General features: G+C 56.7%; 17 protein-coding genes and 2 pseudogenes. 12 read left to right on the top strand and 7 right to left on the bottom strand.

Annotated elements, in window-relative coordinates; genetic code table 11:
* Positions 1 to 110: 110 nt before the first annotated feature.
* Positions 111 to 836 carry a hypothetical protein gene (locus CEW89_RS13740; protein WP_096806271.1) on the top strand — a complete coding sequence of 242 codons (726 nt, stop codon included), beginning with the start codon at positions 111 to 113 and terminating at the stop codon, positions 834 to 836.
* 137 nt (positions 837 to 973) lie between these two features.
* On the opposite strand, the pseudogene CEW89_RS13745 reads toward CEW89_RS13740, so the two are convergent.
* A pseudogene (locus CEW89_RS13745) lies at positions 974 to 3235 on the bottom strand (error-prone DNA polymerase); the annotation flags it as partial.
* Between the two features lie 17 nt (positions 3236 to 3252).
* Here CEW89_RS13745 and CEW89_RS13750 point away from each other — a divergent pair.
* The 4 genes from CEW89_RS13750 to CEW89_RS20850 all read left to right on the top strand — a co-directional run bounded on the left by CEW89_RS13750 (position 3253) and on the right by CEW89_RS20850 (position 7327).
* Positions 3253 to 4350, top strand: coding sequence for a hypothetical protein (locus tag CEW89_RS13750; protein ID WP_157779854.1), 1098 nt, complete (start codon positions 3253 to 3255; stop codon positions 4348 to 4350).
* Between the two features lie 114 nt (positions 4351 to 4464).
* Complete coding sequence (locus CEW89_RS13755) at positions 4465 to 6159, top strand: DUF4123 domain-containing protein (protein WP_096806273.1); 1695 nt, start codon at positions 4465 to 4467, stop codon at positions 6157 to 6159.
* Positions 6156 to 6911 (top strand): TIGR02594 family protein, encoded by a 756-nt coding sequence (locus CEW89_RS20845; RefSeq protein ID WP_157779855.1) that lies wholly within the window; start codon positions 6156 to 6158, stop codon positions 6909 to 6911. Before CEW89_RS13755 ends, CEW89_RS20845 begins: the two co-directional genes overlap by 4 nt.
* Positions 6912 to 7015: 104 nt before the next feature.
* Complete coding sequence (locus tag CEW89_RS20850; protein ID WP_157779856.1) at positions 7016 to 7327, top strand: SH3 domain-containing protein; 312 nt, start codon at positions 7016 to 7018, stop codon at positions 7325 to 7327.
* Positions 7328 to 7962: 635 nt separating this feature from the next.
* Here CEW89_RS20850 and CEW89_RS21240 read toward each other — a convergent pair.
* The 3 genes and pseudogenes from CEW89_RS21240 to CEW89_RS13765 all read right to left on the bottom strand — a co-directional run bounded on the left by CEW89_RS21240 (position 7963) and on the right by CEW89_RS13765 (position 8900).
* Positions 7963 to 8115 carry a hypothetical protein gene (locus CEW89_RS21240; RefSeq protein WP_244906230.1) on the bottom strand — a complete coding sequence of 51 codons (153 nt, stop codon included), beginning with the start codon at positions 8113 to 8115 and terminating at the stop codon, positions 7963 to 7965.
* Positions 8116 to 8157: 42 nt separating this feature from the next.
* Positions 8158 to 8647 (bottom strand): annotated as a pseudogene (locus CEW89_RS21245) (lytic transglycosylase domain-containing protein); the annotation flags it as partial.
* Entirely contained in the window at positions 8586 to 8900 is a 315-nt protein-coding gene (locus CEW89_RS13765; protein WP_096806274.1) for a hypothetical protein, read from the bottom strand. The gene CEW89_RS13765 and the pseudogene CEW89_RS21245, both read right to left, overlap by 62 nt.
* 144 nt (positions 8901 to 9044) lie before the next feature.
* On the opposite strand from CEW89_RS13765, the gene CEW89_RS13770 reads away from it, so the two are divergent.
* Positions 9045 to 9623 carry a hypothetical protein gene (locus CEW89_RS13770; protein WP_096806275.1) on the top strand — a complete coding sequence of 193 codons (579 nt, stop codon included), beginning with the start codon at positions 9045 to 9047 and terminating at the stop codon, positions 9621 to 9623.
* Here CEW89_RS13770 and CEW89_RS21065 read toward each other — a convergent pair.
* The 3 genes from CEW89_RS21065 to CEW89_RS13785 all read right to left on the bottom strand — a co-directional run bounded on the left by CEW89_RS21065 (position 9617) and on the right by CEW89_RS13785 (position 12219).
* The gene (locus CEW89_RS21065) at positions 9617 to 9817 is read right to left on the bottom strand and encodes a hypothetical protein (protein WP_096806276.1); all 201 of its coding nucleotides are present in this window, start codon (positions 9815 to 9817) and stop codon (positions 9617 to 9619) included. The two genes, CEW89_RS13770 and CEW89_RS21065, sit on opposite strands and share 7 nt — an antisense overlap.
* 544 nt (positions 9818 to 10361) lie before the next feature.
* Positions 10362 to 11186 (bottom strand): universal stress protein, encoded by an 825-nt coding sequence (locus CEW89_RS21250; protein ID WP_244906061.1) that lies wholly within the window; start codon positions 11184 to 11186, stop codon positions 10362 to 10364.
* Positions 11187 to 11244: 58 nt separating this feature from the next.
* Positions 11245 to 12219 carry a LysR family transcriptional regulator gene (locus tag CEW89_RS13785; RefSeq protein ID WP_096806277.1) on the bottom strand — a complete coding sequence of 325 codons (975 nt, stop codon included), beginning with the start codon at positions 12217 to 12219 and terminating at the stop codon, positions 11245 to 11247.
* Positions 12220 to 12813: 594 nt separating this feature from the next.
* Between CEW89_RS13785 and CEW89_RS13790 the strand changes: the two genes are divergently transcribed.
* From CEW89_RS13790 to CEW89_RS13815, 6 genes are all read left to right on the top strand, one after another.
* The gene (locus tag CEW89_RS13790) at positions 12814 to 13770 is read left to right on the top strand and encodes an ABC transporter permease (protein WP_244906062.1); all 957 of its coding nucleotides are present in this window, start codon (positions 12814 to 12816) and stop codon (positions 13768 to 13770) included.
* Between the two features lie 72 nt (positions 13771 to 13842).
* Positions 13843 to 14868: a sugar ABC transporter substrate-binding protein gene (locus tag CEW89_RS13795; RefSeq protein WP_074646895.1), complete on the top strand. Its 1026-nt coding sequence runs from the start codon at positions 13843 to 13845 to the stop codon at positions 14866 to 14868.
* 61 nt (positions 14869 to 14929) lie between these two features.
* Positions 14930 to 17068, top strand: a complete 2139-nt coding sequence (locus tag CEW89_RS13800) for an ABC transporter permease (protein WP_096806278.1) — start codon at positions 14930 to 14932, stop codon at positions 17066 to 17068.
* Entirely contained in the window at positions 17061 to 18140 is a 1080-nt protein-coding gene (locus CEW89_RS13805; RefSeq protein ID WP_096806279.1) for an SMP-30/gluconolactonase/LRE family protein, read from the top strand. Before CEW89_RS13800 ends, CEW89_RS13805 begins: the two co-directional genes overlap by 8 nt.
* A gap of 9 nt (positions 18141 to 18149) precedes the next feature.
* Positions 18150 to 19652 (top strand): sugar ABC transporter ATP-binding protein, encoded by a 1503-nt coding sequence (locus CEW89_RS13810; RefSeq protein WP_244906063.1) that lies wholly within the window; start codon positions 18150 to 18152, stop codon positions 19650 to 19652.
* On the top strand, positions 19652 to 20632 hold the full coding sequence (locus tag CEW89_RS13815) for a 3-hydroxyacyl-CoA dehydrogenase family protein (RefSeq protein WP_157779857.1): 981 nt from the start codon (positions 19652 to 19654) through the stop codon (positions 20630 to 20632). The genes CEW89_RS13810 and CEW89_RS13815 overlap by 1 nt, the downstream gene beginning before the upstream one ends.
* The last annotated feature ends 41 nt before the right edge of the window (positions 20633 to 20673 follow it).

A 20673-nucleotide genomic window follows, 5' to 3' on the forward strand; every position in this document is an offset into this window, starting at 1 on the left:
AATGTCCGCATTGGGCCGGACTTTCCCTATGAGTATGATTTTGCAAGCGGTTTTAGAGAAGCTGGTACCGCTTTTAAGATATAGAATTTAATCGAAGGAGAATTGACACAATGGACATATGCTGGTTCCTGAAACAACGTTTGGATTTCATCCGAAACCACTACGATTGCAGCGCATCGAATTTCTTAAACACAATACGGAAGATCGAGAGCGGAGAAGCGCCTTTTGACAATCCGCCTTATAGCGAGGATGGAGAGCCAGCTTTTCAAATTGAATGGGAAGAAGCCAACACTTCTGTCGATCTAATTGGGATCTCCTGTGTATCGCTTCTTAGTGATGCATTGAAGCTTTACCTTAACTCCCTCAAGAAAATTGAGTTTTGTTTCGAGTTTGATGAGAAGGAAAAGAAGATGTTAAAGGGCGGGTATGTCGGTGCTTTTAAGGCCGCATTGGGTGAAATTCTCAATACAGATTGGGTGGAGAGTGGTGTCAATTTTGAGATCTTAGAGCAAGTCGTGCTTGCTCGAAATCAAGGTCAACACGGAAACGACATCACTGGGTTTCGAATCAAGATTGATGCTGTGACTATACAGAAACACCCACGACCAATTTTCGGTCGAACCGAGGAAATAGAAGCCATGAACGGGGAAGGCTTAGAAGTCAGTAATTTCTTTGGCATAACGATGAAAATTGACCGTGCGTCTTTATTCGCAGCGATGGATGAGATCGAGAAATTGGGTGATTGGGTTGAATTAAATCGAGAACGAGCGCTGCCGTGGTTGGAAAAACAGCGTTCACTACGTCAAGTGAGGGGAAAACCTGAATCTAAATCCTAACATCAAAGAAAACACAATATTCTTTTAGGGGCGACTAAAATGCTGCATCCTGCTAAATGTCCGCAACGTGGGCTGCGGGCGCAGCAACAAACGGTTGTGGTCAGCGTCAGCTTTGGGCCGCTTCCTCTATTCATTTTTCAATGGAAATCGCGGCTTGGAAACAACCGCTTGGCCTGCTCCCGCGGATGACGGGCACGGGGCGGGTAGCGCGGCGGTCGCGGCGCATCGTCGGCTTGGGGCTGGGTGACGCCGATGGCGTCGTCGAGCGGGTGGCCGAGTTCCGAGAGCTTGTGCGACAGGTCTTCGATGTGATCGGCGATGAGGTGGACGACGATGCCTTCGCGCTCCAGCCGCCCAGTGACGCGCAACAGCCGTCCCCCCATGACGATGCGGCGGAAGCGCTCGTAGACCTTCGGCCAGACCACCACATTTGAGACGCCGGTTTCGTCTTCGAGCGTCAGGAAGATCACGCCCGAGGCCGTGCCGGGGCGTTGCCGGGTGATGACGAGGCCGCAGACGGTGGTGCGGGTGAGGGGCGCCGTTGGCAGGCGGTCGTGTGGCGTTAGATTTGGGATCGTCGGTCGCAAAAGCTCCATCGGATGGGCGCGCAGCGTCAGCCGCAGCGCGACGTAATCCTCCACCACTTCCTCGCCCAAATGCATGTTGGGCAGGCGCACCTCCGGTTCGCGAATACCCTCACCATCGAGCGGGTCGGAGAACAACGGCAGCGGCTTCGGGGCCCGGATCGCGCGGACCTGCCATAGCGCATCGCGGCGCGTTAGCCCCATACCAATGAAGGCGTCGGCTTCTGCCAGCCGTTCGAGCACGGAGGGCGCAACGCCCGCCCGGAGCCAGACGCTTTCCGGGTCCTGATAGCCATTGCCGCGCGCCGCCGTGATCCAACCGGCGTCTTCCTCGCGAAAGCCTTTGATTTGTCGAAACCCGAGGCGCAGCGCCAACGCCCCGTCCGCGCGGCGTTCCAACAGGTTGTCCCAGCCCGAATGGTTGACGCAAACGGGGCGCACCTCGATGCCGTGGTCGCGCACGTCCCGCACGATCTGCGCCGGGGCGTAAAAGCCCATCGGTTGGGAATTCAGAAGAGCACAGGCAAACACCGCCGGGTGGTGGCATTTGAGCCAGGACGACACATAGGTCAGCATGGCGAAGGCGGCCGCGTGGCTTTCGGGGAAACCGTAATCGGCGAAGCCCTCGATCTGGCCGAAGCAGGCCATGGCGACCTCTTCGGAATAGCCGTTCTCCATCATGCCGCGCACGAACCGGTCGCGGTGCTCGCCGATGGTGCCCATGCGCCGGAAAGAGGCCAGCGAGCGCCGGAGCTTGTCGGCCTCTTCCGCCGAATAGCCTGCGCCGACGACGGCGATCTGCATCGCCTGTTCTTGGAAAAGTGGCACGCCGAGCGTCTTGCGCGTGACCTCTTCGAGCGCAGGGCCAAAGGGTTCGGGCGCCTCAAGCCCCTGACGTCGCCGGATATAGGGTTTGACCATACCGCCCTGAATGGGGCCGGGACGCACGATGGCGACCTCGATCACCAGATCGTAAAACGTGGCGGGTTTCATGCGTGGCAGAAAATTCATCTGCGCCCGGCTTTCGACCTGAAACACCCCCACCGCATCGGCGCGTTGCAGCATCTCATAGGTCGCGCGGTCCTCTTGCGGCACTCTGTCGAGGGTGAGGCGCGTCTTCTCATGCGCGTCCAAGAGATCAAAGCTTTTGCGCAGACAGGTCAGCATCCCGAGGCTCAGAATATCGACCTTAAGAATGCCCAAGGCGTCGATGTCGTCCTTGTCCCATTCGATCACTGTGCGGTTTTCCATCGCGGCGTTCTCGATGGGACATAGCTCGTCTAGGCGCCCGCGTGTGATGATGAAGCCGCCGACATGTTGCGAAAGATGGCGCGGGAAACCGATGATCTCGCCGATGAGCTCAATCGTTTGCGCCAACCGCCGGTCCTTGGGGTTGAGGCCAAGTTCTTTCGCCCGCTCCATATCCGCGCCGGAATTGGTCAGCCCCCAGATGTCGCCCGACAGCCGCGCGGTGAGGTCTTGGGACAGGCCCATGACCTTGCCCACCTCGCGGATCGCGGCGCGGGTGCGGAAATGGATCACGGTCGCACAAAGCCCGGCGCGGTGGCGACCGTATTTCTCATAGATCCACTGGATCACCTCCTCGCGGCGCTCGTGTTCGAAATCCACGTCAATGTCGGGCGGCTCGCCGCGATGGCGGGAGATGAAGCGTTCGAACACCATGCCGATCATGTCAGGCGAGACATCGGTGATCCCGAGAAGGTAACAGAGGATGGAATTGGCCGCCGAGCCGCGCCCTTGGCAGAGGATGCCGCGCGACCGGGCCTCTTGGACAATGTCATGCACGGTGAGGAAAAGCCACGCTTAAAGATGTGCTGCTCGGTATGGTGCCTCCTGAGAATGGAGCACGTCAGAATTACTCAAAAATCTATGGTCCCTTTTACGAATGGCTCACAGACCAAGACGGCGATGCAGGCTTTTCTCCGATCATGGATATTATGCGCGATGTAATCACGGACAATTACGTTGTTCGCCCCGGCATGACTATTCTGGGAACGGTCATTGAAGAGCAGGCCAAATTTTCGTTCCATGGGATCAAGGGCAATTTTAAACTCGGGACGAAGCGCATGCGTGATGAGTTACTGGCACGCGGATTGGCGCGAGAAGACCCCAGATGGCCTGACAGCGTCATTCTGGACAGACCTCTTGATCGCGCACTCATAGACGAAATCAGTCGCAGCATCGAAGAGAATATCAATCTTCAAGAGGCTGCGCAGCGCCTCGGTCTCAGCGAAGAGCTGTTTCGCAAACTGGTTTACGACGGGCTGATCCCTCGCCGGGGCTACCGCCAACTCAGAAACCACCAGTATGATCCCATATTTTTAGACCGATTTTTGGCAACGGTCACGCAGGGCGCCGATATCATTGACAGCGTCCCGGAAGATCATGTTTTGGCCTTGCAAGCAGGCCAGATCGTCCGTGCGCGAAGTTCCGAAATCCTGCATCTTTTGGCGACACGGAAGGTGCCATGCGCAGGGTTGCTACGCGGCAAGACAGGATTGGCGGGGGCGATTGTTCACCTCGACACACTTAAAAATGCGGTGCAGACGATCTCATTCTCCGGGCTGACCTATCGAGAGATGTATCAAAAATTGCGGGTCTCAAGTCCGACGCTGCGCTATCTGCTCGATCAGGGATTTCTGACGACCTACAGAGGCAAAAATCCGGCGACACTCATGGAGACCGAGATCATCTCTCAGGTTTCGATAGATGCGTTTTTGCAGCAATATGTGACCCTCGGCATACTTGCGGAGGCATGCGGGCAAAACGCGAATTCCGTGCGGTTCCATCTGCTCGACGCTGGCGTTGAGAAAATCCCGATCAAACATGGGCTCGGCGCGATCTACCGACGCAAAGAAGCTGAGGCGGTGCTGATCGAGCTGGGGCTTTTGCGGTCTCTAAGCGAATGATCTGGGCGTTCGCAAAAAATGCAACACGGGGTGAAGGATTGCTGACAGTAGTCTTTCCCCGTGTTCTGAGATGTTCTTTATGTTACCCTAATACATATTCTTGGATATTTAAACATGACCAAATTTGAAGCATGGATTGGCGAATGCCATTTTACTACCTCTGGCGGCGAAGAAGCCCACTGTCATTGCGCCGTCTGGGCGGACGGGTATGCGACCTTTCGTGCCGGGGTTGAAGCCAGTGTTTTGTATCAAAACCTCTCTCTCATCCGGCTTCAAAACGTCCAGCCGGTCGTGACCCTGTCCGACGTTCCGGCGCACATCATGGAACTGGCGCAGGCGGTTCACTCAGGTCACCCTGCCGAGATGGGGGCGATGTCCGTCATCGCGAAACACGCCAATGGGCACACTGCGGAAAGCTATCTCACGATCACCGAGCATGAGATCGCGCCTTTGTCGGATCAAACCGACATTCCGTTTTGGGATCGGGCTTGGATCGCGCCAGAACTGAAAGAGCTTCTGTTCTGTCAGCCGCAAGATGGACCAAAGATGCGAACCTATCTCATCGTCGATGCCACGCTGCGCAAGAACGTCATCGGCGCCTTCGATCTCGACAATGTCGATGTGCCGGTCCAGTGCCTGTTCAAAGGCAGCGCCGCCGAGGAGCTTAAAGAAAGCGCGCCGTATCTCATCGACATGACCCTGCCTGATGGTGCTTGGGACGACGGCGGCCTCGTACCAGCCTTTCACAAGAGCTTTTTTGCGAAGCATTGGGGGCACAACACCGGCATTTTCATCCGCACAACGGCACTCATGGCCGAGGTCTGTGGGCATTTCAGGAAGTTTACAAAAGTACAAGTCGAAGCAGATAGAACATGGGTCTTTTTCCGCTTTTGGGATCCCCAAGTTGCTCGCAGCTATTTCGAAAGCATTCAGGGCAAGTTCTTAAAAAACACTCAGTGGTTCGACATCAGAGATGGTCAACAAGTATGGAGAGTCATTGGCGATCAATCGGATGGGAAACAAGCATGGGAACTCATCCCGGCTTTACAAATGCGCGAAGGGAAACACGTCACCGGGCAAATACTGCTTTCAGATACAGAGCTGACCGCAATTTCCAACTATCGGAAAGATCGCTACGAAATGCGCGCGATGACGTTCTTTCGGAAACAATTTTCGCGATTGGCAGACACACTATCCGATGAGCAGCTTAGGGGAGTCATACGTCTCGCCTATCAGAACGCCAAAAAGCGCGGAATTTCCTCTGAGCGCGATCACTTTAAATACCTGATCATTGTCGCTTTTTGGGGAAGCTATTTTGAAGATGATCCGCAATATCAGCCAGCTCTAAATAAGGTTCTCTGGACCAATACCGAATACAAACAATTTGATAGGTTATTTGAACTCATCGACCAGTCAGATGAAGGGCGACGAAAGGACTTGGAACATCCTATGCGCACTCTATTGGGCTTTGAGCGTCTTTATTCGAGGCCAATCTCCGAAATTACACATGAAGCCGTTGAGGAACGTTTGAGAGCGATTTGGCCCAACGGCATGCAAGGCCTCTCATCCAAGGACGCGAGAGCATTCATAGACTGTTCAGGACGTATCGGACAGAGGCTTGGGTTAAATGGTTCAGATATTGTGGCCTACATATGCCTTGCGCTCTATTTTGGAGCTAATTTTGCACAAGATCCAATTTATCCGTGGGCACAAACCGTGCTGAAGATGTCGGATGAAACGAGAAGACGACATGCATTGGGAGATGCCGTAATGACGTATTTTAAAAATCTTATGGAGCAGGTAGCTTGAGTAAAGATTTTTGGCACAATGCCGTTCAGACGGTTCAAAACTGGTTGTCTCCTACGGTCTCCTCGCTTTCTGATGTTTCGACTACGACACCAAGTGATATCTCCGGCAATGTGGGGGATGTACAGGAAGGTAGCGCAACGAAGGAGGCTAACCTAACCGCAGAGCAACAAGGCTCGGAGCAGAATGCGGAGCAAGTAGAAGCGGCTTGCTGCCCTCCCCCCAGATGGATGCCGATTGCTTGGAATGAATTGGGGGTATCAGAAATAGCGGGTCCGGAAACCAATCCTAGAGTGATGGAATACCATGAAGCATCCGGATTTACTTGGGCAAGGGCCCAAAATGGTGAAACTCCCAGACTTGATGATAGTCGTAGCATTGATGCTTGGTGCTCATCCTTTGTAACATGGGTTCTGAAGCAAGCAGGCTACGCGAAAAACAAGTTAGCCGATGATCCATTTAGAGCCCGTATGTGGCACGATTCCTGGCCGCATGGGGTAAATACCGGTAGGCCTATATATGGTTGTTTGGGCGTGCAAAAATCTCACGTCGGTTTTATTGTCGGACACAAGGAAGGCGATCCGAATACGCTGGCCATGCTTGGGGGAAATCAAAGTAATACAGTGAAGGTATCTTATTATCACAAATCCAAATTCAAGGGTTTCTGGGTTCCCGATGATTATCCCCACGCGTGCTGCGAATTGAATGTGTACACGGGGCGGGCTGCAAATGGCGACGGAGAGTCAACACGATGAATTTGCTTGGAAGAATACTGCTGCTCATATTTGTCATTCCCGCGAGGATTTGCGCTGACCCGTACTATCTTGAAGGGATCAATTATACCGCAAACGGACCAATCATGATGCAACCCTCCCCGGATCAAGAAGGCTATGCTCTTGTATGCGGGTTGAGTGACTCAGAAAGCTATCTCTCTTTGAGATCTGGGCCGAGTACATCTTCCCCCGAAATTATAAAGCTGAATAATTTCATGCTTGTTCATATGACCGGGGAATTTTCCGAAGACAATAAATGGTCAGCTATAGATTATTTTCTAGTTGCTGCAGATTCTGATGGACGAGAATGGCGCGAATTCAGTCAAATGCCTATAGAACTGTACGGTTTCGTGAGCACAAAGTACCTTTGTGATTTTTACGATCATCCCGAGAATTGAACAGCTTGCGCTCCCGACGAATGGGGTACTTCTAGCTTCCTAAGCGGCTTGGTATCGGCGTGGAAACGGCTTGATCTGGGATTTTGATCGTAAAAATCGCTGTGAAACCAATCTGTTTACGCGGCAAAAAAGGGCAGCCATTGGCTGCCCCATTTCGTTTCTTGCATTCAGTTCCTCGGCTCTTGAAAGACCAAGTTACAATAGGAAACATTTACTGACACAAGAGGAAGTTTTCTTGACGCGAACAACTTTTCTCTCTTTGTTTTCAGTGCCATAGAATCCCGAAAAGGCAGAATTCTATGACACGCTACAAACTTGTAGAGTTCACTGAACTCTGCCTTTATGGCACTGAATATTTCCTTTCTTTACAAGTATTCGCCTCCCGCACGTCTCTATGACGTCTAAGGGTGGACAGAAAGCGGCGCGCAAACGCGCCTGCTGTGAACAGCTCAGTGTACGTGGTGAAAGCGAACTGTCGATTGCCACTCGATTTTTCGGGACAATAGTTCGGAATGCGCCGATCTCATGCATTTCGCTAGTTGGATATTATCGCTAGGATTGCGAAAGCCGCCAGGGTTGTGGCGGCAGGCAAGAGGCGGCTGAGGCGATGTCTGAGCATGCGAAGTTCCCTTGTTTTACTGAAGATCGATGAGGACGGGCACGCGGGTCGCGACGCGGATGTCCGGCGCGGAAACGGGCGTGCCCGACAGCCGGGACCGGATCCGATGGATGCGCGCGATGTAGTCGCGGGTCTCGGAGAAAGGTGGCACACCGGAATACTCGACCACCCTGTGCTTCCCGGCATTATAGGCCGCGAGCGCCAGGTTGATGTCCTTGAACGTTCCGAGTTGTGCGAGCAGGTAGCGCGCTGCGCCGTCGAGGTTCTGGGACGGATCGCGCGGATCGACGCCGAGCGCGCGCGGTGTCAGGCATCAACTGCCCCAAGCCATAGGCGCCCTTGGGGCTGGCGGCGGTCGGATTGTAGTTGCTCTCGGCCTCTACAAGCGCGCGGAGCAGGACCTGCCAGTCACGGGCCGCAAGGCTGACTTGCCTGAGGGCGTGATTGTTCTGGTGGCGTTCCGCAGTGGCCCGGATCAAATCGAGGATCTCTGTGCGCTCCGAAGTCGGCGTGGCCTCCTGAGATGGTAAGGAAACCACGGGTTCAGCGCCGTTGTTCAGTCCTGCCCAAGCGGGTTTGTCGCCGTGGAAGGTCCAGCCAGAGGTCCGGGCTGTCCCGTCGTGGCTGAAGGCGATGACGTCAGCCGCGCTCCTCGAGGGTGAGCTTATAGTCAGGACCAAAGCGCAGATCGCGCCCGTCACCGAACTCGAGATGATGTTTGAAGAGCCCCGGCCATATGTTGAAGTACCGTGGCTCTGGCCCGTGCGGGGTAATCCGGGTCGAGACCAGAATGGCTTCCGGTTCGCCCTCGCGCAGGTAGATGCACTGGTAGCGCGGCTTGCCATCGTCCGTGAACCCCACGAGTTCATACCGGCAGCGGAACGCGATGCCTTTCTCAGACAAGTCTTTGACACCATCGATGGTGATCAGGATCTGGTTGCGCGCTATCGGCATGTTCGGACTCTCCCACTGAGAGCCCTTCTACTTCACGACACTAAGGCCATAAAGTCATATGGAGTCAATACGACATATTGCATATAAATACATATTGCGCGATAGTCTGCTCAGCTATTGCGCGAAACAAGGCTGGTGAGTGACATGAAGCGACAGGCAATGGCAGCGGCGATGGGGGCGATGGCGGTGTTTGGAACCCCAAAGAAGGCGCAGGCCTATGACATCGACTGCGCCATCATGCTCTGCATGGCGGGAGGTTTCCCCCCGAGTGCCGTCTGTGCACGTGCTTACAGTACCATGATCCGCCGCATCACGCCTTGGCCAAGCCTGCCCCCGTTCGGGGTCTGCACCTTTGCCGATGTGCCGATCGAACTGGGTGGACCCGGCGGAGAGGGCGAGCTCGACACAAACCTGCCGGAATATGAATGGCTGAACCGCACCCATGTGATCTGGTTCACCGTCCGCTCCTACAAGAAAGATGATGATGGTCGTGTATGGGGGTGGTCAATCAAATCATGTGATCGAGAAAACCGAATCTGCACGTATCTTCAAAGAGTGAATGGAGCGGATAGGCCTTGGTTTGACACGTTTGTTTCCCAAAGCGGTCAAGAGATCGACCTTCCAACAAGGCAAAGGTCCGGCGAATATTCTCTGCGCAGCATTATGATTGAATATGGCGACTATGAGGGCAACATGGACCACTCGGAGTGGTTTTCTTATTGATCGCTCTCATCAGGAGGTTGCGGTGATAGTGGGCGCAGGATTGCACGGCTGGCATCAAATTTGTCAGGAGCGATGTGCCAGAGGCGGCTCACGGATCCGTCGTCCCATCGGTAATCTGTAAAGACGAGGGATTCGATTTGCCCCGAGATGAAATAGCCCTCCTGAAAGGGTCTTACGATCTTCTTTTTACTCATAAAAATACTGCTTGTTAAGAAAATGTGCGCATGGAAGCGCGGGGGCACGATAAAAGGCCTGCACGGCGCTCTGTGAACAAGAGGGTCGGGTCGTCCTCCATGAATTTTGTGATACGTTCCAATAAATTGATGGATGAAGCGAACTTTGTGTTCTCCTCCTTGCCATGTGAATTCGACTCATGTTGGCCAGATTAGTAAGTTCGTCATGACTAAGAAAACGCGCGTCTCAGCTCCTGCATGTTCAATACAAACACAGTTGCTCAAGTTGACGACTATGGAATGGACATTGTGCGCGAAATGCAGTCACGCTAAATAAATGTTACAATCACAGATTATTCTCTTTGTTGTCCACGCGGCTAAGACGCACGAGTCCGGGTGTGGTTCACGGGCGTCGCGCGTCTTATTAAGATGGGGTAGACCCGCGCTGGCGGGCATCCATAGAGCCACTTCTTAGTAGTTACTATGAACCAAATGTCGTCTCGTTCCGCTTTGTCTAACTGTCCCGTTGTCGTTGGCATCAAACATGCATGTAGGGGTCATTCTCTTAGTGCGACATGAACACTGGAACTTTGGCGGTGCGGATCACATGGTGGGTGACACCGCCGAACAGATCCTGCGAAAATTTGCTGTGCTCGTATGCGCCCATCACTATCAACTGTGCGCCGATTTCAGAAGCTGTCGTTTCGATGATCTCCGCGATTTTTCGTCCCGCTTTGGGACGCAGGATATGTTCCGCCTGAATGCCGTGGCGTTCGAGGTGGGTCACGATATCGGTGCCTGTGGGCATCTCGTGAAGTACATCGCCGACGGTCAGGATCGAGACCTTCTTCGGTGCGTCTTCGAGCACGGTCATGGCGTCGCTCAGCGCGCGAGCCGAGGCTCGTTTGCCGTCCCATGCGACCAGCACATGATTGGCCAGCCCTTCTGAGATATAGTCATCGGGCACCACAAGCACGGGGCGACCGCTTTGCAGCGCCATCACATCCGGGCTGACGGCCCGGTATTCATCCGTGGGAAGTTTCGGAGGGTAGCCGGTTACGATGAAGTCGAAATTCCGGGCGATCTCTGCCAGAGAAAGCTTGCCGATGACCTCGGGCATGAGAAAACGGGCGCGATTTTCGATCCCGGCGGCTTCCACTTCCTGCTGAAACAACTCCCGCGAGCCCTCGATTTTTGCGGCTCTCACCGTCTTGAGCTTGTCGTGGAGGTCTTCGGTCAGACCCAGCACCTGATCGAAATAGGACGACGGTCCGCCATAAATGCCGGTCAGCCATGCTTCATGGCGTTTTGCAACTTTCACGGCGTGACGAAGGCTATGGGGAAATCCCGCGCTTCCAGTGTGGGCGAGAAGGATGTTTTTAATGGTCACGATGTCCTCACAGTCCGAAAATGATTTTCGAAACCTTAGACGACACAATCTTAGAGGTCTATGTTTTTGTGGTTTCCCGTCCGAAATTCGCAAACGTAGTGCGGATTTCCGAGATCAGTTCGATTTGCGGCGCGGAGAAGACCATTTTCTTGTCATGTATCAGGAACAGGGGAATGGCGATGTCGATTTCCGGTGTCTGTACGATGCGAAGCCCGTCTTTTTCCGGGTTGGCGGGTACGGCGCTCTGAAACACAAAGCCGACACCGATATCTGCGCGAATGGCGCTCAGGATCGGTTCGGGATGCCCGAATTCCAGGACGCTGTTTGTGCGGACAACGCCCGCGGTGCGCAGCGCCTCGTCAATGAGTTCGCGGGCGATCTGTCCCTTGCGGGGGGTGACGAACGGCAGGGAGGCGAGGTCCGACAGGCTCGCGACATTTCCGACGAAGCTGCTGTTCAGGGCCGCAACAAGGAAGAGGGGTTCTTTCCAGAGCAATTCGATTTCAAGCCGCGATGTGTCCTGGTTAGGGTCAATCAGGGCGACGCCAAAATCGCAGTCGCCGGAGAGAACGGCCTCGGTGGCGAGGCGGGGGCTGGACATCGACATGCAGACCTTGCTGGTCGGATACTCCTTGTGAAACCGGACAATGATATCTGGAAGTTTATATGTTCCGACGACCATTGTGGCTGCGATCTTGGTTTCTCCGAGGATGCCCTGACGGATATCCTCCAGATCAAGAAACATCTCCGAGCTGCGTTGCATGACCTCGGTTGCCCAGGAATAGACCCGTTCGCCGGCTTGGGTCAGTTCGATATTGCGCCCGGCCTTGCGCACAAGTTGCGTTCCGAGACTTTCTTCGAGGCTGCGCAGGTGCGCCGTAACAGCCGGCTGGGCAATGTTCAGATGTTCGGCGGTCCGTGTCACGCTGGAATATTTGGCAACGATGCAAAATACATTGAGTTTATGCAACGTCAGGTTTCTGGAATGCAGAAACTCCTGTGGCAGAGGGACATGCTTCGGCTGTTGTGTCATGGCTTCGGTCCGGTTTCAGGTTTCAGTCGGTATTGGCAGGCCGGGATGTCCCGGCAGGGGAACGAGTTTGCGAAGGTTATTCGCGAACACGCATCGGGCGCGTGTTCACGGGCGGTGTCGGTGATGGCATGGCGGGCAGTTGATGTTTCCAAGGGAATATCCGTTCTCCCGTATGGGTGGGGGTGTCATGGATGTCGTACTATGAGAACTCTAATTCATAATCTATCTCATATGTATTTTTGTGAAGTTGATATTAGACAAAATATCGCCCGATCCCAAAGATACGGGCAGCAAAACAAACAAGACGACAAAATGACGCGTCCGGTTGGCGCCGCACAACGATCTTGCCAAAGGCTTGCGACAGGGAGGATGGCAAGGAGGGCATCGCCTTTGTCAGGTGACACGGACGACACATGACGCCTGTCGGGATGAATGCAGACATTCGCCCGGGATTGTCAGGCATGACATTATTTTGGGTCCCGCTCTGAAACGATCGCACATGAAGATGCGACGAGGGCAGGGGCATGGCTTGGGGAGGAAGCCGCCATGACTGCACAGCAAAACATGACTGCACATCAAAAAACGAGGTTCTCGTTGAACCAGGAACAAATGGTGCTTGCCATTTCCGGGGCGCTTTTCGTGATTTTCTCGGTGACACTCGACAGCTTCTTTCAGGTGTCGAATCTGGTGTCGCTTTTACAGAATGTTTCGATGCTGGGTATTCTGGCCATTGGCATGGCCGGGGTCGTCATCGGACGCGGGATAGACCTGACGATGGTCGCGGTCATGGTGTTTTCCACCGGATGGTCCTTTGTCCTTTTTTCCGGCGGCATGCAGATCGAACTGGCGTTGCTGTTGGGGCTGTTGCTGGCGCTGGCCATTGGGACGGTCACCGGCATCCTCGTGGCCTATGTCGAAATCCCGGACATCTTCGCCACGCTTGCCATGGCCACCGTCATTACCGGGCTGGGGCGTTTCGCGCTGGTGCCGAGCGACAATATTTTCATCAGCGGCGATGTTGGCTGGCTGGCCTCGCTTGGGACGGGGAGCGTCGCGGCGCTGCCGATGCCCGTCGTGCTGTTCCTGGTCGTCGCCTGTGCCGCCTTCGTCGGGCTGCGCCTGACGCGCTACGGGGCGTTCGTCTATGCGATCGGCGACAACCCGATGGCGTCGCGCAACAGCGGTATCCCGATCCGCCCCATCAAGGTCCTGATGTACAGCAGTTCGGCGTTCATCGCCTTCTGTGCCGGTCTGATCATGGCGATGACGGTGTCCTCCGTGAACACCAAACTGGCCAGCTCGACGATGATCTACGACATCATTCTGGTGGTCGTGATCGGGGGGATCGGTCTGGCCGGGGGCAAGGGCAGCGTGCGCAATGTTCTTTCGGGCACGCTTTTGATCGGATTGCTGCTGAACGGCATGACGATCATGAACATCAGCTATTCCGCGCAGAACATCATCAAGAGCCTCATTCTGTTGCTGGCGATCATCGTCGACTCGGTGCTCAACCCCAGAGATGAACAGACCTCTCAACAGGGGGATATCTGAGGCGCTCACAGGCCAAAACAACACGCAATAATAATCGAAAAAAAGCACAACAAGTCTCATGGGAGGAGAAACATGAAACTGTCCAGATTGACAAAGGCGCTCGGTGTCACAGCCGTTCTGTGCGCGACCCTCGGGGTTTCCATGCCAGCGATGGCGGAGCGCCCGAACGACGGCCTGATCTTTGACTATCACAAGGCATTGGAAGGCAAAAAGGTCGCTTTCGTTCCGATCACGATGGGGTTCGACCTGACACAGGGCTGGATGGCGGCCGTTGAGCGGGATGCAGAGCGGCTCGGGTATGAGCTGACGATCCGCGATCCCAACTGGAATGTCGATGCCGGGGCCCAGGCCATCGAACAGCTCATCAACGAAAAGCCCGATGTGCTGATCGTCCACAACAATGACATGCAGGCCTATGCCAAGCTCATTCGCCGGGCGATGGATGCGGGCATCAATGTGATCCAGATGAACCTGAAGACCCCGGTCAACTCCGATGCTTTCGTTGGCGGGGACTGGTACGATGTCGGGGTGAAAACGGCGCAGGAGGCCGCCCGGATGTGCGGCAAGGGAACCTCGGGCAAGGTCGCCGTGGTGCAGGGGCCGGTCACGGCGCCGCCGAACCAGTTGGGCGTTGCAGGCGTCGAGGATGCCCTGTCGGAGTACCCGGATATCGAGATCGTTTCCAATCAGGCCGCCGACTGGGACGCGTCCAAGGCGCGCTCGATCGCCTCGACCATTCTCAAACAACATGGCGATCTCTGCGCCTTCATCGGTTTGTGGGACAATATGGATGTCGGCATCGCGGCGGCCATTCGCGAAGCCGGGCTGACGGAGCAGGTCAAACTGATTTCAACAGGCGGCGGCAATCAGCAATTCGGCTGTACGAACCTCGAGAGCGGCGCGTTTGCGTCCTATGTCAAGGTGGACACCCGCGATCAGGCCAATCAACTGGCTGAAACCATCCAGATCCTGTTGCAGACCCGGCCCGAACCGGGATCGCAGCCCTTCGGTCTTTATACGGAAAACAAGATCCTGACACCGGACACGGTGGGCCCCGCATCCTGCTGGACGCTGGACGGGATCAAGGCGGGCGACTGAGCCCCCGGACGCGGTCGTATGCCTGTGTGCTGCGGCCGCGCATATTTTCGGAGTAAGTTGAATGAGCGTAAACGAAACGTATCAGCGCTGGCGGTATCGCTATGTCCCGGATCATCTGCTTGGCGAGATTCTCGCCAAGAACTGGGTCGATAACGCGATCCCGGTGCTTTTCCTGGTCCTCGCCATCGCCGTATTTTCCACGATCATACCGGGGTTCTTCACCATCGGGAGCCTGTCGACGATTGCCCGTGTTCTGGGGGAATACATGTTCATCTGCATCGGCATGACGCTGGTGCTCAAGGCCGGGGGCATCGACCTGAGTGTCGGGTCCAATTTCGCCCTGTGCAATTTCGCCGCGCTCTATCTGGTGAATGCGCTCGGCATGCCGCTGATCGTCGTCATCCCCGCGGTCCTGCTGCTCGGCGGGCTCGTCGGGATGTTGAACGGGCTGCTCATCGGCTACATGCGCCTGCGCGCGTTTCTGACCACATTGGTGACGCTCATCCTGCTGCGCGCCATCGTGGAACTTCTGTCGCTGAACTACGGGGTGCAGGCCTCCTATTCCGATACGGCGGTGCCGGCATGGGATTATCTGGGGCTGGCCAGTGTCATGGGGGTGCCGGTCTCGCTCGTGTTTGCCGCCATTGTCGCGGTGATGATCCATATCCTGATGACGCGCATGCGCTTCGGCTGGCATCTCAGTGCGGTCGGCGGTTCGCGCCGCTCGGCCTATAATGTGGGTCTGCCGGTCAAGCGGATCGTGGCGCAGACCTATGTGATGTCCGGCGTTCTGACGGCGGCGGGGGCGCTGTTCTATGCCTCGCGCCTCGGCAGCATCGGCGGCTCTGTCGGTGTCGGGCTCGAAATTGTGATCCTGACGGCGGCGGTGCTCGGCGGCAACAGCCTTGGCGGTGGCCGGGGATCTGTTGCCAAGGCTATTATCGGCACGGTGATCGTCGTGCTGGTGACCAACGCGCTGGTCCGGCTCGGACTGCGCACCGGGACAAGCGAACTCGTTTTGGGGCTGATCCTTCTGGCCGCCGTGGCGATTGACGTCAAATGGGTCAAGAACCGGCTCAAGATCCTGAACCGGGCCTATGTGTCCCCGACCTATTTCGCGCTTCCGCCCTGTCCCGAAACGGTGGAAGGCTCGTCGTCGGTTTACGAGGTCAACGACAGGTTGTCGTCGGCGGAGGCAATCGGTCTGGGCGAGCTCGACGGGCCGGAAGACATCATTCTCGATGAAGACGACAACCTCTATTGCGGCAGCCGTCATGGTGATGTGATCCGGTTCTTTGCCCCGGATTACAAACGGCACGAGGTCTATGTCCATATCGGGGGGCATCCGCTTGGCATGGCGTTCAACCGGGATCAGGAGCTTGTGGTCTGTGTCGGGGGAATGGGGCTTTACAAAGTCACCAAGGATCGCAAGCCGGTCAAACTTTCGGACGAAACCAACCGTTCGCTGTTCTCGGTGATCGACGATTCCCGTATGCGGCTCGCCGACGATCTCGACATCGCGCCGGACGGTCGGATTTTCTTTTCCGAAGCCACCATCCGCTACGAGATTCACGACTGGATTCTCGATGCGCTGGAATCGCGCGGCAATGGTCGGATCATCTGCTACGACCCGCACGACGGCTCGTCCCGGACGGTTCTGTCGAACCTCCAGTTCCCGAATGGCATCACGATGGTCGGCGACGATGAATCCTTCCTCTTTGCCGAAACCTGGGGCTGTCGGATCAGTCGCTATTGGTACGCGGGCCCGCGCAAGGGGCAGACCGAAGTCGTGATCCCGGATCTGCCGGGCTACCCGGACAATATCAACCGTGCCTCGGACGGGTCCTTCTGGTGTGCTGTCATCGGCATGCGGTCGCCGACATTCGATCTCGCTCAGCGGATGCCGCAGTTCCGGCGGCGCATGGTCTACCGCGTGGCGGCGGACGAATGGATGTATCCGAACATGAATGCGGGCTGTCTGTTCAAGTTCAGCCTGGAGGGCGAAATCCTTGATGTGCTGTGGGATCGCGACGGGGTCAAGCACCCCTCGATCACCTCGATGCGCGAGCACAAGGGCAGGCTCTATCTAGGGGGGCTCTTCAACGACCGGATCGGGGTCTACGACCTTCCCGGTGCGGACCCCGAGTGGACGGGCATCAAACATTACTGGGGAGACAAGGAAGACAAAACCGATGAGTAACATTTTCTCCCGGACACTGGACCGGTTTCGGGGCAGCGGCAGCGCGGCCACCACATTGCCCCCGATGGACGGGGCGCTGCGACCGAACACGCGGATCGACGAGGCAGAGGCGCTTGCCTCTCTGGAGGCCCCGGACAACATCCTCTCCACCCCTGATGGCATCTTGCTGTCGAGCCGTGAGCGGTTGCTGCGTCTGACGCCGGAGGGCGGAACCGATGTGATCTGGAGCGCGTCCAGCGACATCACATGCCTTGCAAGCGACGGCAGCGGCGCTTTGGCGGTGGGGCTCGACGAGGGCCGAGTGCTCATTCGCGGTGGTCGTCATGACGGCTGGGAGGGGACGCAATTGAACGGAATGCCGATCGTCGCCCCGTCCGCCGCCGTTTTCACCGACCCGGACACACTCCTTTTGTGTCTGGCAAGTCAGGACAACCGGATGGGCGACTGGAAGCTTGACCTGATGACGAAACGGGCCAGCGGCTCCGTCTGGAAACTCGATCTCGCGGCTGGCACAGCAACCTGCCTGTGCCGGGGTCTGGCGTTCCCCTACGGGATCGTGGCGGCCGAGGAGAACAGTGTCATCGTGTCGGAAAGCTGGTGCCATCAGGTGTTGCGGATCGGCGCGGACGGGCGGACCGAGGTCATGCTCGCGGAGCTTCCCGGATATCCGGGGCGTCTGGTGCGGGACGTGGAGGGAGAGGACCTGTGGCTCACTCTCTTTGCACCGCGGACGCAGTTGATCGAATTCGTTCTGCGCGAGGACGAATACCGACAGCGCATGATCGCGACCATCGAGCCGGAATACTGGATCGCGCCGTCACTGCATGCTCCGACTTCTTATCTGGAACCGTTGCAAGGCGGCAGTCTCAAGCAGCTCGGAGAACTCAAACCATGGGCGCCGTCACGCTCGCTCGGCATCGTGCTGCGTCTGGACCCGGCGGGCCATGCAAAAGAGAGCCTGCATTCCCGCGCAAACGGGGTGCGCCACGGCGTGACCAGTTGTCTGCCGTCTCGCGATGGCTTGCTCATGACGTCCAAGGGCGGCGATGTCGTCGTCCGTGCGAAACTATAGGTGACCACCATGCAGATATCACCACTTATCGAAATGCGATCCGTGACCAAGGAATATCGAGGTATTCCCGCGATCCGGAACGTGGATTTCAAGCTTCTTCCCGGAGAAGTGCATGCGCTGCTGGGCGAGAATGGCGCCGGCAAATCGACGCTGACCAAAATCATGGCGGGCGTCACCCAGGCGACGGCGGGCGAAATGCGGCTCGACGACAAGGCGGTGTCCTTTGCGACACCGGGTGAGGCGCTGGCCGAAGGCGTGGCGATGGTGTTTCAGGAAACCAGCCTCGTCCCCAGCATGACGGTTGCGCAAAATCTTTTTCTCGGGGAGGAAAAGCTCTTCAACCGGCTGCGCGGGATTTACATCGCGGCGCAGCAATTCATGCAGTCGCTGAACTTTCAGGTCGATCCCTGGGCCGATGTGGCGACGCTGGGTGCCGCCAAGAAACAGATGGTGGAGATTGCCCGCGCCGTCAGGCAAAAGGCCCGCGTCATCATTTTCGACGAACCCACCGCGACGCTGACGCCCGAGGAAAAGCGGCATTTCTTTGCGCTGGTCCGCGATCTCAAGGCGCGCGGGGTGGCGGTGATCTTCATCACCCATGCGCTCGAAGAGGCGCTGAGCATTGCCGACCGGATCTCGGTCTTGCGCGATGGCGAACTGGTGATCAGCGACGATGCGGACCGGTTCGACCGCGATATGATCGTTCAGGCGATGGTGGGGCGCAGCCTGTCCGACGAGCTTTACCACAGCCATGGCGAGGACAAAATCCGCCCCCCCGGCCACAAGGTCCTGTCCGTTCAGAACCTGTCGATGTCGAAGATCGTCAAGAACAATTCGTTCTCGGTCTATGGCGGGCAGGTCACCGGCATCTTCGGCCTGATCGGCTCGGGGCGCAGCGAAACCGCAAAGGTCGTCTGCGGCATCTATAAACGCGATTTCTTTCACGGCGGCGAGGTGAGGCTTGAGAACAAGCCGGTTCGCTACCGCACGCCCCGGCCCGCGGTGATGGACGGGATCGTTTATGTCACCGAGGACCGCAAGATAGAAGGATTTTATGAAAGCATGTCGATAGCAGAGAATATCCATCGGGCGGCCCAGGCGGCCAATGTCAGCCCGGGCCTCTTCGTGAGCTATACCGAGATGAAGGCAATGGCGGCGGACTGGAGCGACAAGCTCAACATCAGGGCCATCGATTCCGATGCGAGCGTCATCGAACTGTCCGGTGGTAATCAGCAGAAAGTGGTGATCGCACGGGCGCTTGTCCAAAAGCCGAAAGTCGTGTTTTTCGATGAGCCGACGCGGGGCGTCGATGTCGGGGCGATTTCGGAGATTCACCAGCTGATCAACGATCTGGCCGAACAGGGCATCGCGATTGTGGTGATCTCGTCTTACCTGCCTGAAATCCTGAACCTGTCGGACCGTATTCTGGTGTCGCGGGGCGGGCGCATCGTCGAGGAGTTCACCCCGGAAGAAGCCACAGAGGAACGCATCATGTATGCGGCGGTGCACTGATGGCGTTCGGGTTCGGGACACATCCCCCCGCAGGCGGGCGCATCTGTGTTGTCGGGGCCGGGTTCATGGGCTGCGTGATCGCGACGCTTTATGCGCGACACGGCTACGAGGTCGTGCTCTGCGACAGCCAGACCGTCATGCTCGACAGCTATGCCGAGCGCGCGCGGCCCATTGCCGCGACACTGGCCGACGACACTTTGACGGTCGAGGCCATCTTGGACCGTGTGAGCACCGAGGCGTCTCTCAAGACGGCGGTGGCCGGTGTTTTCATGGTGCATGAGGCCGTTCAGGAGGTGTTGGAGACCAAGCAGGCGGTGTTCGAAGAGTTGGATCGCCTGTGCCCGCCGGATGTGGTTCTGGCAACAAACACCTCGTCGTTCCTGATCTCGGATATCGCGACAGGGATGTCGCGGCGGGAGCGGATGGTGGGAATTCATTACATCACGCCAGCGCATATCATTCCGGTGATCGAGATTATCCACAGCGCGTTCACGCCGCCGGAACTGGTCGCATGGGGCCGTGCTTTCGTCCAGAGCATCGACCATGTCGGCGTGGCCTGCCCGGAGCGGCCCGGTTTTCTCATCAACAAGATCCAGTTTGCCATGCTGACGGAAATTTACCGCCTGATGGACGAAGGCCTGGCCAGCCGGGACGATATCGACGCGGCGGTGCGCTTGAGCCTGGGACCGCGCCTCGCCCTTTGGGGGCCGCTTCTGACCGAGGATCTGATCGTCTCGAAAAAGACCGCGCTGGCCGTGACGGAGTCGCTGTTTCACCAGACGGGAGACGAAAACTACGCGGGACGCAAGGTGCTCCGCGATCTTGTGGATCAGGGCCATCTGGGCGCCGCGACGGGGCAGGGCTGGTACAGGTTCGAAGACGATGTGGACCAAGTCACCGAAGAGCGGGACCGGCAATTGCGCGCGCTCCTCGACTGGTTGCGCGAGGCCGATCCTGTGGAGCGGCTGAATGTGCGTTGAAACGTGTGCTCCGACATTTCGGAATGGCGCGCCGCTTGATG

Origin of the sequence: Celeribacter ethanolicus, assembly GCF_002407265.1 — a bacterium.
Classification (GTDB): Bacteria; Pseudomonadota; Alphaproteobacteria; order Rhodobacterales; family Rhodobacteraceae; genus Celeribacter; species Celeribacter ethanolicus.